General features: G+C 56.0%; 15 protein-coding genes. 6 read left to right on the top strand and 9 right to left on the bottom strand.

Annotated elements, in window-relative coordinates; translation table 11 throughout:
• Window positions 1–9: 9 nt before the first annotated feature.
• Window positions 10–786 (bottom strand): pseudouridine synthase, encoded by a 777-nt coding sequence (locus tag ACMHYW_RS09155; protein WP_414499667.1) that lies wholly within the window; start codon window positions 784–786, stop codon window positions 10–12.
• A gap of 156 nt (window positions 787–942) precedes the next feature.
• Between ACMHYW_RS09155 and ACMHYW_RS09150 the strand changes: the two genes are divergently transcribed.
• A complete protein-coding gene (locus ACMHYW_RS09150) occupies window positions 943–1704 on the top strand; it encodes a tRNA-uridine aminocarboxypropyltransferase (RefSeq protein ID WP_414499666.1) in 762 nt (253 codons plus the stop codon).
• An 87-nt stretch (window positions 1705–1791) separates the two neighbouring features.
• A complete protein-coding gene (locus tag ACMHYW_RS09145; protein ID WP_027704961.1) occupies window positions 1792–2079 on the top strand; it encodes a putative quinol monooxygenase in 288 nt (95 codons plus the stop codon).
• Between the two features lie 553 nt (window positions 2080–2632).
• Here ACMHYW_RS09145 and trkA read toward each other — a convergent pair.
• Together trkA and ACMHYW_RS09135 are read right to left on the bottom strand one after the other, a co-directional pair.
• Window positions 2633–4012, bottom strand: coding sequence for a Trk system potassium transporter TrkA (trkA, locus tag ACMHYW_RS09140; protein ID WP_414499665.1), 1380 nt, complete (start codon window positions 4010–4012; stop codon window positions 2633–2635).
• 123 nt (window positions 4013–4135) lie between these two features.
• Complete coding sequence (locus ACMHYW_RS09135; protein ID WP_414501489.1) at window positions 4136–4822, bottom strand: nicotinamidase; 687 nt, start codon at window positions 4820–4822, stop codon at window positions 4136–4138.
• Window positions 4823–5290: 468 nt separating this feature from the next.
• Here ACMHYW_RS09135 and ACMHYW_RS09130 point away from each other — a divergent pair, with 468 nt between their 5' ends.
• A complete protein-coding gene (locus tag ACMHYW_RS09130) occupies window positions 5291–5650 on the top strand; it encodes a hypothetical protein (RefSeq protein WP_414499664.1) in 360 nt (119 codons plus the stop codon).
• A gap of 89 nt (window positions 5651–5739) precedes the next feature.
• On the opposite strand, the gene pncB is transcribed toward ACMHYW_RS09130, so the two are convergent.
• Window positions 5740–6909 (bottom strand): nicotinate phosphoribosyltransferase, encoded by a 1170-nt coding sequence (gene pncB / locus ACMHYW_RS09125; RefSeq protein ID WP_414499663.1) that lies wholly within the window; start codon window positions 6907–6909, stop codon window positions 5740–5742.
• A 376-nt stretch (window positions 6910–7285) separates the two neighbouring features.
• Between pncB and ACMHYW_RS09120 the strand changes: the two genes are divergently transcribed.
• From ACMHYW_RS09120 to ACMHYW_RS09110, 3 genes are all read left to right on the top strand, one after another.
• Window positions 7286–8491, top strand: a complete 1206-nt coding sequence (locus ACMHYW_RS09120; protein ID WP_414499662.1) for an aspartate aminotransferase family protein — start codon at window positions 7286–7288, stop codon at window positions 8489–8491.
• A gap of 1361 nt (window positions 8492–9852) precedes the next feature.
• Entirely contained in the window at window positions 9853–10827 is a 975-nt protein-coding gene (locus tag ACMHYW_RS09115; RefSeq protein WP_027704967.1) for a carbohydrate kinase family protein, read from the top strand.
• 49 nt (window positions 10828–10876) lie between these two features.
• Window positions 10877–11278 (top strand): DUF305 domain-containing protein, encoded by a 402-nt coding sequence (locus tag ACMHYW_RS09110; protein WP_414499661.1) that lies wholly within the window; start codon window positions 10877–10879, stop codon window positions 11276–11278.
• An 86-nt stretch (window positions 11279–11364) separates the two neighbouring features.
• Here ACMHYW_RS09110 and ACMHYW_RS09105 read toward each other — a convergent pair whose 3' ends face one another.
• From ACMHYW_RS09105 to ACMHYW_RS09085, 5 genes are all read right to left on the bottom strand, one after another.
• Window positions 11365–12177: a transporter substrate-binding domain-containing protein gene (locus ACMHYW_RS09105; RefSeq protein WP_414499660.1), complete on the bottom strand. Its 813-nt coding sequence runs from the start codon at window positions 12175–12177 to the stop codon at window positions 11365–11367.
• A gap of 88 nt (window positions 12178–12265) precedes the next feature.
• On the bottom strand, window positions 12266–13051 hold the full coding sequence (locus tag ACMHYW_RS09100; protein ID WP_414499659.1) for a transporter substrate-binding domain-containing protein: 786 nt from the start codon (window positions 13049–13051) through the stop codon (window positions 12266–12268).
• A 34-nt stretch (window positions 13052–13085) separates the two neighbouring features.
• Entirely contained in the window at window positions 13086–13832 is a 747-nt protein-coding gene (locus ACMHYW_RS09095; protein ID WP_414499658.1) for an ABC transporter permease, read from the bottom strand.
• Complete coding sequence (locus tag ACMHYW_RS09090; RefSeq protein ID WP_414499657.1) at window positions 13829–14584, bottom strand: ABC transporter permease; 756 nt, start codon at window positions 14582–14584, stop codon at window positions 13829–13831. Before ACMHYW_RS09090 ends, ACMHYW_RS09095 begins: the two co-directional genes overlap by 4 nt.
• A gap of 27 nt (window positions 14585–14611) precedes the next feature.
• On the bottom strand, window positions 14612–15394 hold the full coding sequence (locus ACMHYW_RS09085; RefSeq protein WP_414499656.1) for an ABC transporter ATP-binding protein: 783 nt from the start codon (window positions 15392–15394) through the stop codon (window positions 14612–14614).
• Window positions 15395–15508: the final 114 nt, after the last annotated feature.

Raw genomic sequence — 15508 nt, 5'->3', positions numbered from 1 at the left:
CGGGAAGCCTTAAGGCGATGACGCTATGGTGACTTGAGTCACGGGCTGATGGGCCTGCCAGCCCAGATGATCGAGTAGTGCGCCGAAGTCGCTGGAAAGCGGTGCCGATACCGTCAGCATCCTGCCTGTTTCCGGGTGAGGCAAAGACAGATGCGTGGACGCCAGCAGCAGACGAGTATCGCCTTCCCACTCGGCAAAGAACGTGTTCTTGAAATAGCGGTTGTGAACGCCTTTGCCGTGCTTGGCATCACCGATGATGGGGTGACCGATGCCGCTGAGGTGGCGGCGAATCTGATGGCGACGCCCCGTCAACGGTCTAGCCTCCACGAGTGAATAGCGCGACGTCGGATAGCGGTCGATGGCAACATCCAGTGAGGCCGTCGCCAAACGCGTGATATCTGTCTGTGCGGGCATGGCGGGGCATTCCGCTTTCGGACGCTTGCCGTCTTCTTCTCGCAGTGAGCGGTCGATACGCAAGGTCTCTGGGGCATGGCCGCGCACAATAGCTAGATAGCGCTTTTCCACGCGATGTTCAGCAAACGCCTCGCACAGTGTTGATGCGTGCGCAGACGATAGAGCGAAGACCATCACCCCTTCAGTAGGGCGATCAAGGCGGTGCACCGGGTAGACCCACTGGCCCAGCTGGTCGCGCAGTTCCGTCATCAGAATGCGGGTCGCATGCGCGGCCAGCGGGCTGCGATGCACCAGCGCCCCCGCAGGCTTGTAAACGATGACCAGCGCGTCGTCCTGATAAAGGATGGGTACAGAAGAAGAATCGGAAGACATGGATGGCATCTCGCCCACGTGAAAAGTCGGCATTATACCGATAACGCTGCGCGCATGAAGAGACCCCACCTTTTATAATGCGGCTTCATGTTTGAGGGCTTCATCCTGCATAATGGCGAACCAATATCCGATTGCGCCATTCAGGGAAACATCGACGTGAGTCGCAAGCATCGCTCCGACGCTACAACCTTCATTGATGAAAACGGTATCGAACGCAGACTCTTTCGTGCGCGCGGCAGCTTTGCTGACCGCTGCGACGCCTGCATGCTGCCACGTCTGAACTGCCTGTGTCCTTATCAGGTGACGGCAACGGCGCGTGCCGAAGTTTGGCTGATCATGCACCCGCATGAAGCCTACAAGCCCACCAATACCGGGCGTCTGATCAAGGACGTGCTGCCGAGTACGCGCATCTTCCAATGGTCACGCACCGAGCCAGATGACGAGTTACTGGCACTGTTGGCGTCGGATCGCTATCGGCCCTTCCTAATCTTTCCCGACGATCAGCCCGACTATGCTGACCGAATTGTGCGGCAGCCGACGGTGGAAGGGGAGCAGATACCTGTCTTCATCATCCTAGATGGTACTTGGCGACAGGCGCGTCGTATGTTCCGCCAGAGCGCTTATCTGGCTTCGCTGCCGATATTACCTTTGCACACCGATCGATTGACGCGCTACAAGCTGCGCACGCCGGCATCGGAGAGCCACCTCTGCACGGCTGAAGTGGCTGCGGAGCTGTTGAAGATGGCCGGCGATGTAAACGCCAGCCAGCTACTGGATGATTATTTCGATACCTTCAACGACTGCTATGCTGCCAGTCGCGTGCATCATCGCCTTCAAGCACCGACGGAGGCTATGCAGCGCCTACTGGCATGGCAGCGCACAGACAGCGATAGTGCCCCCTTATTCGAAGTCGACTGATTCCTATCAGCCCTTCACCATGGACGTTGCCCGCATGCGGGTGGTTAAGTACTCATCAGTACTTCATTCATTGTTAGGAGAAGAGATATGGCCGTTGGAGTCATTGCCACATTCGTGGCCAAACCGGAATCCGTAGCACAGGTTGAAGAAGCTCTGCGCAAAGTTGTTGCACCGTCCCGCATCGACGATGGCTGCGAAGACTATGCACTGCATCACGATCAGGAAAACGAGCGTTGCTACTACATGCTGGAACGTTGGAACGACGCCGATGCACTGGAACGCCACCAGGAACAGGAACACTTCAAAGCACTGATCGAAGCCCTGGAAGGCAAGCTTGAATCGCTAGATGTAAAAGTGCTGGATAACCTGCTGTAAGCACGCTTACGCATCACGATGAGCTATAAAAAAGGCCGAAGACCTAACCGTCTTCGGCCTTTTTTATATAGGGAAATTCGTAAAAAAGTCGGTTCGATTATATAGGCTATGGATTACATATAATTAATAATAAGGGTGATTTGATAAGCGTCTGTAATGGTCAAGATGATGGTTATATCGCTGTTGTTAACCATAACCAAAACAGTCTATTAGCATGATGTTGTTCGTATATGTCACCACTTTACAGCATGTTTCGTAACCTCAATATCCATGCCATTGAAGGGACTTCAAACTACAAAATTGCGGTAGAAACCTTCTATTGCAAAAGGGAAAAATAAATTACTCAGGTTGTGAATCAGACCCTTAACCTTTAAATGAAGGGTTGGTGTTAGATGCGTTATCGGCGTGGGCGTATCAACGTGGAATGCACTGACCCTTGTGATCAGGCCAGTGGTGGTGCATTGGAACGGAAGGTGAGAAGAGTGCTTTTTGTTCCAGCACGAGATAAGGGCTTGCGGTATCGGCACTGATACCGCAAGGGCTTGTCAGGTCATCAGCTTAGCCATCCCCGCTGACGCTCACGGAACAGATGTTCTACAGCCGACATCCGCCGCTTGTCGATCATCAATAGGATGACATGATCGTCGTGTTCGATATGCAGCTCGCCTGTCGAGATCAGTACTTCCCCATTGCGCACGATGGCGCCGACCGTGACGTCCGGCGGCCAGTCGATGTCGTCGATACTACGTCCCACTACCAGTGAGGTGTGCGCATCGCCATGGGCGACGATCTCTACCGCTTCCGCGGCGCCGCGGCGCAACGAATGTACGTTGACCGTATCGCCCTGACGCACGTGCGCTAACAGGCCATTAATAGTGGACTGGGCCGGCGAAATGGCGATATCAATGACGCCACCCTGCACCAGATCGACGTAGGCGCCGTTATTGATCAGCGCCAGCACTTTACGTGCTCCCAGTTGCTTGGCCAGCATGCACGACATGATATTCACTTCATCGTCGTTGGTTAGCGCGCAGTAGATATCGCACTCGTCGATATTCTCGTCGGTCAGCAACTGCTTGTCGGTGGCGCTGCCGTGCAGGATGACCGTGCTGTCGAGCCGTTCAGCGAGGAAGTGGCAGCGCTCGTCCAGCTGCTCGATGATTTTGACCCGATGGGTCGCTTCCAGCGTCAGTGCCAACCGCTCGCCGATGCGTCCACCGCCCGCAATGATGACGTGGCGCACGTTGCGGTCAGCGTGGCGCATGCGGCCCATCACGCTGCGTATATCTTGGTGAGCCGCGATAAAGAACAGCTCATCGTTGTCTTGGATCAGCGTATCGCCGGTGGGAATGAAAGGGTGATCATTGCGGTAGATTGCGGTCACGCGGCTGTCCAGCCCGCCCGCGAGTTCGTGCAGCTGGCGCAGTGGCTTGCCGATCATTGGGCCGCCACGATAGGCCTTGACCGCTACCAGTTGTGCCAGCCCGTCCGCAAAGTCGATGACCTGCAGTGCGCCCGGGTATTCGATCAGGCGTCGGATATGAGTGGTCACGAGCTGCTCGGGGCTGATCAGCACGTCGATCGGAATATTTTCATCGCGGAACAGTTCGCGGTATGTCAGGTAGGCACCGGAACGTACGCGAGCGATACGGGTTGGCGTGCGGAACAGGCTATAGGCCACTTGGCACGCCACCATGTTGATTTCGTCGTTGTTGGTCACGGCGATCAGCATGTCCGCGGATTCGCAGCCCGCCTGACTAAGCGTGGACGGGTGGGCACCGTGTCCCTGCAGGGTCTGGATGTCGAGTCGGGCATGCAGCGTGCGCAGGCGCTGCTGATCGGTATCCACAACGGTAATGTTGTTGGCTTCGCCTGCCAGGTGCTCGGCCAGCGAACCGCCGACCTGACCTGCGCCAAGAATGAGAATCTTCATCGAACCCGTCTTTTGTCGTTATGAATGGAAGGCGTGCCGACGTTACCTTTCGCCGATGACCCTGAGCGCAAGAGCATATTTCTTGCGGTTGATCTGTATGGACTGTGCGGATTAAGCGCGTTGCTACTGGCAGACGGCCTGTCCTAGTACTTTGATCTGGCGCTTCGCCAACGTTGCCAGTGTCGCCTTGTTGGTATCATAGGAGACGGGGCGGGTCAGAGGCCATAGCAGGTGAACATTGAATCCTTCATCTGCTGCGTCCTGCGCACTCCACAGGACACAGACGTCGCGTGCCAAGCCGCACAGATAGAGATCGGTGACACCTGCGTCGCGCAGCCAACCGGCTAGCCCAGTGGCCCTGCGTTCACCGCGCTGATTGACGTTATGACGAAAGGCACTGTAGGAATCGACGTGGGTATCGAATCCCTTGCGCAGGATCAAATCCGCATGGCGCCAGTCGATAGCCTCGTGCAGTGCCGCTCCCGGCGTGTTCATAACACAGTGATCGGGCCACAGTACCTGCTCATGCCCGTGCAGTTGTATCAGATCGAACGGATGGTGATCGGGGTACTGGCTAATAAACGATACGTGATCGCGGGGATGCCAGTCCTGCGTTGCCACGACATGATCGAACACATCAGCGTCCATCAGCTGCGCCAGCGGTGGCAGGATATCTTCGCCATTGGCACAGGCGAGCGGTCCGCCAGCCATGAAGTCCGACTGGACATCAATGACGAGCAGCGCACTGCGGTGACGTTCGATCTGGGAAGGCAGCTGATCCATGAACTTCTGTAACGCTGAGGGACGCATCACGTTCGATATCTCCGCGGTAATGGACGTTGTCTAAGCCGAAAGTTCGTTCGACCAAAATATAGCGGTTTTGCGAGGTGAATGGCATGCGGCAATGCGAAAGGCTATTACACTGTGTCAATAATAACGCGTGATCGCCTCATATTCCGTTGCATGCGTCACGTTATATGAAATTTCGCGTTAAAAGCCGGTCAATGTTGACAACGGGCAAAGAATGTATCAAACAAAGCATGTTAAACTACTATGAGTAGTGTGCGATATAGGGCTTTCTGCCGATTAAGAGGGTCTGCATTGGGTATATTCGATGCTATCGCCATAAAGGATGAAAAAGCATGATGCGTTGAAGAGTGAAAATGACCGCTCTTGTGTTCAACGCTTTCTGCAATAGATATGGAATGTATGACGTTAGCGGGCGAGCCATGCGCAATGGTCTAGGCCCTAGCGAACAGGGACAGGTGGGGGTATCACATGGCTTATTATCGTAAACCGGCGCTGGGGATGGACGACATCCACCATTTATTGGGTGTGACGCTGCGCGATGGGTGTGAGCAACGCTGTGGGCGCATCGTCGGGCTGGACTATAACCACGACCAGCCGATCATCGACGTGTTGTGGGAAGGGCAGAAGAAGGTCGAGCGCGTGTCCATTAGCCTTGAACAACTGGCTGGACTGATGAAAGCGTTTGTCGACGCACGGCGCGTATCGAACGTGCGTGCAGTAGGGCAGGAAAACGTGTCCACTCACTCGTCGACGGCTTCTGCATCCAGCAGTGCTTCTGTATCGGACGGGGCTTCCACCGACGCCTTGCCAGAACGCCGACGCGCCTGATCGTCATTCTTGAGGCATTCCTGCAAAGAAAAATGCCTCAATGATAAAGACAACGATCAGGTGCGCAGACATATCCACGCGTTGCCGGATCAGTTGGGCAGCGACAGTACTTCTCGTGCCAACCGAATCATTTCCGGCGTCCCCGTATTCTTCTCTCTGATATCCGACAGCTTCACGACCGGCAGCCAGTCATCGCTGAGGTCCGGGCGGGTATCCATCATCTTGACGACCATATTCATCGACTTCAGACCGACATCGTTGGTGAAGTTGGTGCCAATCCCGAACGACATCCCAATCTTGTCGCGGCAGAACTCGACGATACGGTCGACTTTGTCGGGGTCGAGTGCGTCCGAGAACACAATGGTTTTCGTGCGCGGATCAATGCCCATCTTCTTGTAGTGCTCGATGGCTTTCTGTGCGAATACGATGGGATCGCCGCTGTCGTGGCGCAGGCCGTCAAACAGCTTGGCCAGCATCTTGTCGAAATTGTCGAAGAAGATGTCAGTCGTGAACGTGTCCGTCAGCGCGATACCCAGATCGCCGCGATAGACTTGAACCCAGTTGTTCATCGCCATGCTGTTGGCCATCTTGAAGCCGTATTTGGCCCCGTGGAACATGAACCACTCGTGCGCATGTGTCCCCAGCGGCTTGATGCCGTGGCGATAGGCCAGATAGACGTTGCTGGTGCCGGTGAAGGTTTCCTGACCGTATTCCGTCAGCGTGCTGACGACCTTGTCATGGAAGTCATAAGAATAGCGGCGACGAGTACCGAAGTCGGCCACTTTGATGCCCATCTGGCGATAGTGCTCAATCTTCTGATGGGTGCGGGCCAGCGATACTTCATCGCTGTCACGGTCTTGGCCTTCCATCTGGAACCAGAGTTCGCTGATCAGAGCCATGATCGGCACTTCCCAGAGAATGGTGCGGTACCACAGGCCTTCGATGACGACTTCGAGGTCTTCACCTTTCTGCTCTATCTTGACCTCGGAAGGGTCGTAGCGGAAGCCTTGCAGGAAATCGTGATAGGACGGATCGAGATAAGGGCAGGTCCGTTCGAGGAAGCGGCGTTCGTCGGCGGTGAGTGCCAGACGCGACATGCCTTCTACCGCGTGGCGTAGGCGGTCGGCGAAGCCAGCGGGAAAGCGGTGCTGACCACGGTTGATGAACTGGTAGCGAGTCCATGCGTTGGGAAACAGTTTCACGACAGCGTTCTGCATCGTGAACTTGTAGAAATCGTTGTCCAGGATTGAAACGAGCATTGGTAAGCCAGTTACCTCATCAGTGGTTGAAAGGGCACCGTGCCATAGGTCACCGAGATCTTTTACCATATATTAATGTAGTGAACATGCCGCATCGTGTTGATGTTTGTAGCGATCATGTACGTCCTAGCGGGATGGGTGCATATACGCTTACCCGATCAACGGTAGGAAAAAGCATAACGCAGCAGCGCAGCCGACGCTATCGAGAGCACGGCCGTGGCAACGGCCCTGAGGGCGCCTGCACCGACGTTTTATCGGCCGCTGGGCCGCTTATGGGTCGTCTTTCGCGGATGCGATAGGCATACTGAAAGACGCGATGCCTTGAGGCTTTGGGGCAAGGCACGCTCTCCCCAACGATAGAAAATTAGGAACAACAATGAGCAGGACACCTTCACGCCAAGACTTTGATACCTACATGATCCCCACATATGCGCCCCAGGACGCCATCATTGTGCGAGGAAAAGGTAGTCGAGTATGGGATCAGGACGATAACGAATACGTTGATTTTGCAGGCGGTATCGCGGTCAATGCGTTGGGCCATGCTCATCCTGAACTGCTTGAGGCGCTGAAGACTCAGGCAGATAAGGTCTGGCATGTTTCCAATGTCTTTACCAACGAACCTGCGCTGAAACTGGCGCGCGCACTGGTCGATCTGACCTTTGCCGACAAGGTGTTCCTGTGCCAGTCCGGTACAGAAGCAAACGAAGCGGCCTTCAAGCTGGCGCGCCGCTATGCTCACGACCGCTTCGGCGAAGACAAGTACGGTATCATCTCGTTCCGTCAGTCCTTTCACGGCCGCTCTTTCTTCACCGTCAGCGTTGGCGGGCAGGAAAAGTATTCTAACGGTTTCGGTCCAAAACCGGCTGGCATTGAGCACGGCGTGTTCAATGATCTGGAAAGCGCCCGTGCGCTGATCAACGACAAGACCTGTGCGGTGGTCGTCGAGCCGGTGCAAGGGGAAGGCGGTGTGCGCCCGGCAACGCAGGAATTTCTGGAAGGCCTGCGCCAGCTGTGCGACGAACACGATGCGTTGCTGATTTTCGATGAAGTGCAGTGTGGTATGGGGCGCACGGGTGATCTGTACGCCTATATGCAGTACGACGTTGTGCCGGACATTCTGACCTCAGCCAAAGCGATTGGCGGCGGTTTTCCGTTGGCCGCGATGCTGACCACATCCGACGTGGCCGAAGCGTTCCAGCCGGGCGTGCACGGTTCCACCTACGGGGGTAACCCGCTGGCGGCAGCAGTAGGCTATGCAGCGGTGTCCTGCATTGCTACGCCGGAAGTGCTGGAAGGAGTGGCTGAGCGTTCGCGCCTGTTCCGTGAGCACCTGGAGCGCCTGAACCAGCAGTACGACATCTTCAGCGATGTGCGTGGTGCAGGGCTGCTGCTGGGCGCTGAGCTAAAGGGAGCGCTGAAAGGACGTGCCCGTGATGTCATGAAGGCGGCCATGGATCAGCAGCTGATGATGCTGGTGGCGGGTACGGACGTGCTGCGCTTTGCACCGTCGCTGATCATCGAACCGAAAGATATCGAAGATGGCATGATGCGTCTGGAAAAAGCGATCAAGACGCTGCTGTAAGGCAGTCCGTTGGCGTGCTACAGGCTGTATATGTAGAGCAGGAAGGCGTACCCATTAGGGTGCGCTTTTTTTGTGATGCCGTGTGTCGAGCATGTTGGGTGATCTACAGGCAATATAGAGGCGCGATGATGCGTGATGACTGAACGTGAAGGGCTCTGCATGTGAGGCTCGATAAGGAACATCGGGGTGCTTGTGATCGGAAAGCGGCAGAGCGCGCGCATAGTGCTATATGCGTGAAGAGATAGTTCAGTGTCTGATGGTAATGTGGGGGGGTATCGGGTGCGTATAGGAGTGTTGGCAAACCTTACTGCGTAGGTAAGACTCGACCTGTACTAGTGGGCATGGTTCTTTAGTCTAATTCCATGTTACTGTTAAGTTTGGGAACAATGTGCGGTATCTGACTCCCTGTGCGGTGTTAACGAAATGGAAGTGACAGAGTGTCGCGGGGCAGGGTGGGAGTACCTCTCGGTGTCCATCTGGAAACTTTTCGCTTGTAGCCTTATCGTAGTCTAGCTCAAGCGTACGGGGACTGGAGTCGGTACCCACAACCCCGTCACAATGCTGCGTACACTTGGCGCAAGCATGCGCCACATGCTTGCTGCATCATGCCCACAGGGCCGGTTGCATGATGCTGCCAACGATACCTTAGGTTTCCTGACCTGCGGTATGGGTTCTACCGTAAGACGTGCTGTCCACACGAGTCAGCGGTAGAGCGTATGCAGTTGCCTCATCGCCTCTCCAAGGGCGTTTTAAATCCTCTTGCAGTCGATGATCCAATGATCGTCGAGTGCCAAGAGGGCTTCTTTTCTTCCTGCATTTTCATCTCGTCGTCGATTCTCGCTCACATCTGCTCGCAACGTCTGTGATGTGGTGTCGAGCCTCCCCGTATGATTTCGCGTAATGTACGCCTCGCCATACGCTTCGTCCATATGCCTTTTGCTTAAGGTAACGTGAACGTGGCATTAAAAGTTATTTACATGATCATTGAGACCATTTGTGGTAGCAATGCGCCATGAGACCTTATGATGGGTATCCATTGGTCGCCTTTTCTAAGACGATAGGGCGCGTCATGCTAAATGACGAGAGGAAGGATTCTGCAGCCCAACGGCCTGTGGCCGATAACGAGCAGCAGGAATGGACGGTACGGTACTGTGTCCAGCGCCCTGTTTTCGAGGGCATCGGCATGGAGTGCTGCCTTCTCGCGGAAGATGATGAGCCTGACTATCGACTAATGGTTAATGATTTCAGCCAATATTCATGGCCTCACCATCTCGCCAGTGGACACAGTCCGCGTTAAGATCATTAAACCGACTCCACGGGACGCCCTGTGCCCGTAGTGCACCTTGAGCAATGAGGCTGACATGTTTCTTATTTGTGGCGAAGCGCTGTTCGATTTCTTTGCTGACCGCGCACGAGCAAGCGAAGATACTCCCCATGTACACTTCGAAGCCGTAGCTGGCGGTTCTCCTTACAACGTTGCAGTGGGTCTGGCGCGCCTCGAACGCCGCGCCGCGCTGTTCACCGGTCTGTCTAACGACTTCCTGGGCGAACGCCTGCACAACATCATGCGTCGCGAAGGTGTGGACACACGCTTCCTGATTCGCATGGACAACCCGACGACGCTGTCAATGGTTGCAGTGTCTTCCTGCGGTATGCCTCAGTACTCGTTCTATCACAAGCAAGGCCCGGACAGCGCCCTGCGTGTAGAACACCTGGAGCCGCTGCCTACGGACGTTCACGCGATCCACGTAGGGTCTTACTCCCTGGTTGTATCGCCGACCTCTGAAACGCTGCTTGAGCTGCTGGAACGCGAAGGCAAAGACCGTCTGGTCACCCTTGACCCGAACGTTCGTCTGACCATCGAGCCGGATCTGCAGCGTTGGCAGAAACAGGTCGATGCGTTTGCCCGCTATGCTGACGTTATCAAGGTCAGTGACGAAGATCTGTCTCTGCTGTACGGTGATGCAGATGGTGGCGTCATGGCCGAACGCTGGCTGAAAGGCCGCACCAACCTGGTCATGGTAACGCGCGGTTCCAAAGGTGTGACGATCTTCACTTCAAGCACTCGCTTTGACGTTCCGACTATTCCGGTCGAAGTCGTTGATGCCGTGGGTGCCGGTGACACCTTCCAGGCTGCCGTACTGTGCTGGCTGTCCGAGCACAAGTTCGCGTCTTCCAAAGGCATTGCGTCCATGACACGCGAAGACCTGATCGACATGGTCACGTTTGCCAACAAAGCTGCCGGTATCACTTGCCTGCGTCGTGGCCCGGACTTGCCCCGTCGTCATGAAATTCCGGCATCCGAAGAAAAATCCACGTCTGCTGCTGCCGTCTGAGCGGATAGCACAGTAGACCGTATCGCTTGATTGCACAGGGAGGTGCTTCATGCGTTCACTTCATCATGCACTGGTTTTGGGGTCGGTTCTGCTAGGAATCGGTACGGGTACCGCTGCGATGGCAGAGTCCATGCCGATGCATGATCATGCTCGAACGTCTACAGCCGTTCAGGCACAGCGCGCACCGTCTACAAAGGCGCTTAAGGAAGCGGGAATGTCCATGCATAAAGCGATGGATATCACGTATACCGGAAATGCTGATGTGGATTTTGCGCGTGCCATGATCGCTCACCATCAAGGAGCGATCGATATGGCCAAGGTGGAGCTGCAATATGGCACTGCACCGGAAATGAGGGCGCTGGCTAAGGATATTGTTGATTCTCAGCAGCATCAGGTTGAACAGATGCAGCGATGGATAAAGGATCAGGAACAGCAGCACAAGCAACCCTGACCGCTATATCGCCAGACTGCCTATTGAAAAAGGGCCCCAGAAGGGGCCCTTTTTTGTTGTGCGCAATGTTAGTCCGTGCTGTTAGGCTATTTTGTATCCTGCTCATCAGCGTGAACGAGAATGTCCATGCCGATGTACTTGTCCATGATGGGGCGGATGCTGCCGTCTCTGTACACCTCATCAATGGCAGCGTTGAAGCGTTCGGCAAGCGCCTTATCGCGCGGACGGAACGCCATAGCAATACCGGGGCCGAAGACGTCGAGCGGTTTGCTGATCGGTGCTGCCGCCTGACGGTAGAGCGAGTCGGCATCCTGAAGGCGGAAGGTGTCGCGGCTGGTGAGCATATCCACCAGTGCTGCATCCAGACGGCCGCTGCGCATGTCATTGCTGATGTCCTGCTCGGCAACGTAGCGACGGATGGTGGCAGTGCTGCCGTAGAAGCGTGTCACATAGTCGTCGCGGGTCGTGCCACGCTGCACGCCAATGACCTTGCCTTTCATTTGAGCCATGTCGGTGGGGTCGAGCGTGCTGTTGCGCGCTACGACCCAGATATGTGCCGTGTTGTAGTACGGGTGAGAGAACAGCACTTGCTGGGCGCGTTCGGGCGTGACGCTCATCGAAGACAGGATGGCGTCGTACTTGCGCATCATCAGGCCGGGAATGAGAGCGTCCCAGCTCTGGTCGGACCAAGTGCAGTGCAGGCCCGCGCGTTCGCACAGCAGGTTGCCCAGCTGTATTTCAAAGCCATCCAGTGAGCCATCCGGCAGGCGGTAGGAAAAGGGGGGGTAAAGTTCTACCGCCAGCGTGACGTCGTTGCTGTTGCGGGCCTGTGCCGCCTGATTCGAAGCGACTGCAATGCTGAGCGCAGCCATGAGAACAGTGAGGAATCGTCGCGTCATGTTGAAATCTTTGCGTACCGGAACGGCGTAATAACAAGGGCAGTGGAAAGGCGCGAGCTGCCCGCAGGTCTGAACACGTGCTGTCTACTTACTGCGGTGTTTCAGGGAAATACTTGTCGACCAGCTTCTGGTACGTACCGTTTTCCTTGAGCTCGGCCAGCGCTCGGTTGAACCGTTCGGCCAGCGCCTGATCGCGCTTCCTGAAGGCGATACCGAACCCATCGTTGAAGTAGCGTTCATCCTGAATTTTGGCGCCTACCAGCCTGAAACGGCCCGGACTGGCCTCAAGCAGTGCGCTTTGTCCAGTGGGATAGTCGAACAGGGTGATGTCGAGTCGGCTGGCCATCAGATCATTGACGGCATCGTCGGCGCTGGCATAGCGGCGGATATCGTTGTGCTGGCCGTATAGGTCGGTAGCATAGCGATCCTGAGAGGAACCGCGCAGCACACCGATGCGCTGATGGCGCAGGGTGTCCGTCGTCACGTTGCGCAGCGGCGAATCTACCGGGGCAAACCAGCCTGAAGGCTGGATCAGGTAAGGATCGGAGAACAGCACCTGCTCGCGGCGATCATCGCTGATGGTCATGCCTGACATGATGGCATCAGCTTTGCGGGTCATCAGGCTAGGAAGCAGTGATTCCCAACCCTGTTCGCTCCAGCTGCATGACAGCTTGGCCTGTGCACATATGGCGTTGCCGAGGTCGATGTCGAATCCTGCCAGTTCGCCGTCCTTGTTGCGGAACTCGAACGGCTCGTAAGGAATGTTGAGGATCAGACGTACCCGTTCGTTGGCCGCGATCGCGTGACCCGGAAGCGCTCCCAAGCAGGCAGCAGTTACGCTGATGGCGGCCACGGCTTTCCTGAAGAGTGTCATGATTGTGTTTCCTTCATGGGAATATACGCAGTCGTTACGCGGAAGCAGGCTGGGTGTGGATCAGCAGCTTTTTTTCCAGGCGTCTGAACAGGGCCTGCAGGGCAAAGCTCAATACCATGTAGAACACGGCAGCCGTCACGAAAGGCGTGAAGCCATCGTATGTATTGAACAGCACCTGAATGGCGGCACCCGTGATGTCAGTCAGCGTGACCACACTGGCGATCGCTGTGGCGTGCAGCATGAAGATCACTTCGTTGCCGTAGGCGGGCAGGGCGCGACGGAACGCGTTTGGCAGCACGATCCGAAACATAGTCTTGCGCGGGCTCATGCCGTAGGCATGGGCTGCTTCGATTTCACCCTTGGGCGTTGTCTTGATAGCGCCGTAGATGATTTCGGTCGTATAGGCCGCCGTATTGAGCATGAAGGCGGTAATCGCCAGCCAGAACGGCGAGCCAATCAGAGTATGCCACAGCTGACTATCGGTCTGGATTTGGCCCAGTCCGTAATAGATCAGGTACAGCTGGATCAGCAGCGGCGTACTGCGGAAGAGATAAGTGAAGATGGCCACGGGGCGATGCACGAACGGAACGCGCATGGCGCGAATCAATGCAAAAGCCAGTGCCAAGCACAGCCCAAGAATCAGCGAGATGAACGTCAGCTGGATGGTGGTCACGAAACCGGGCCAGTAGAGGCTCAGGTTTTCGGCGGACAGTGATTTGATGCCCGTCAGGTTGTGCAGCAGATGCGCCAAGGTATAGGAAAGCGAAGTCGTATCGTTCATGCGGCGTCCTTGAATCCTGTGTTGTAACGACGTTCGAGCCACTTCAGGACGACTTCCGAAATCATGGCGATCAGCAGGTAGCCGATTAGAACGGGGGTCAGGAAGCGGAAGGGCGCGTGAAAGCTTTTACCGGCTTCGTTGGCGTAGAACACGATATCGTGGAGGCTGATAAGTGATACCAGTGCTGTTGTCTTCGACAGCACCATCCAGTTGTTGGCGATCCCGGGCAGCGCGTGACGCATCATCAATGGCATTCTGATGCGGCTGAACACCTGCCACTTGCTCATGCCATAGGCCTGGGCGGCTTCAATCTGACCGGCGTTGACGGACTGGAAGGCGCCGCGGAACGTCTCGGACATGTACGCACCGAAGATCAACCCAATGGCAATGACGCCTGACATGAACGGATCCAGCGTGCACTGCAAGTCGACGCGGTTGTCGGTCCACTCAAGCACTTTGTCCGCAGTCACGTTGATCACGGCCTGCATGCCATAGTAGATCAGCAGCAACAGGATGAGATCGGGGATGCTGCGGGTGATGGTGGTGTAGATCGTTGAAATGATGCGCAGTGCGCGGTTGTCCGAAATACGTGCGCTGGCGGACAACAGTCCTAGCACGATGGCGACGATCAGCGACAGCACCCCCAGCGAGAGGGCAAGCAAGCCACCAGACAGCAGCAAGTGGCTGTAGCCGTTGAAATCGAAGAACGCCTTAACGGCGTCAGTGATGGACTGTAGTGTGTGATTTTCCATGGCGTCTCTCGTCAGAGCCTCCGTGAATCAGCGGCGTGACGGCGTCAGGAACTGCTGCAAGCGCAGTGACGTCGGATTGTCGAAGATCTGCGCGGGCGTTCCGGCTTCTTCGACCTGGCCTTGGTTCAGGAATACCACTTGGCTGGATACGTCGCGGGCGAAGTCCATCTCGTGGGTGACGACGACCATCGTGCGTCCTTCGGCGGCGAGGTCGCGCATGACGCCAAGCACATCGCCGACCAGCTCAGGGTCGAGGGCCGATGTCGGCTCATCGAACAGCATCACCTCTGGTTCCATGGCCAGTGCACGGGCAATCGCACCGCGCTGCTGCTGGCCGCCGGACAGCTGGTTAGGGTAATAGTGTGCCCGCTCTGCCAGGCCGACACGTGCAAGCAGGGCCATGGCCTTTTCTTCAGCCTCTTTCTTAGGCACACCCAGTACGTGGATCGGTGCCTCGGTCACATTGCGCAGCAGCGTCATGTGCGACCACAGATTGAAGTTCTGGAACACCATCGACAGGCGTGCACGGATGCGCTGGATTTGCTGAGGGTTGGCGATAGTGCGTTTGCCGCGGCGCGTGGCGAACTGGACGGGTTCACCGTGCACGATGACATCGCCTGCATCAGGGCATTCCAGTAGGTTCATGCAGCGCAGGAATGTACTTTTTCCCGAGCCGGACGAGCCGATAAGCGTGATCACGTCTCCCTTGCGAGCGGTCAGGGATACGCCACGCAGCACCTCGTTCGTGCCATAGCTTTTGTGCAGATCGTTGATGACCAACGGATGGGGTGTCGACGTTGTTTCTGACATGAAGTAGCTTCCAGCCTAGCACTGCCGCTTCACGGGCGGCTTGAACCGTCAGTGAAAGCGTCGATCAGTGGCGAAATAAAATACGAGTTCATGTAGTGACGGTGCGGAATGCAC

Origin of the sequence: Zymobacter sp. IVIA_12111.31 C1, from assembly GCF_047495495.1 — a bacterium.
GTDB lineage: Bacteria > Pseudomonadota > Gammaproteobacteria > Pseudomonadales > Halomonadaceae > Zymobacter.
The sequence above is the reverse complement of the archived record's forward strand: the minus strand, read 5'-3'. Positions and strand labels throughout refer to the sequence as shown.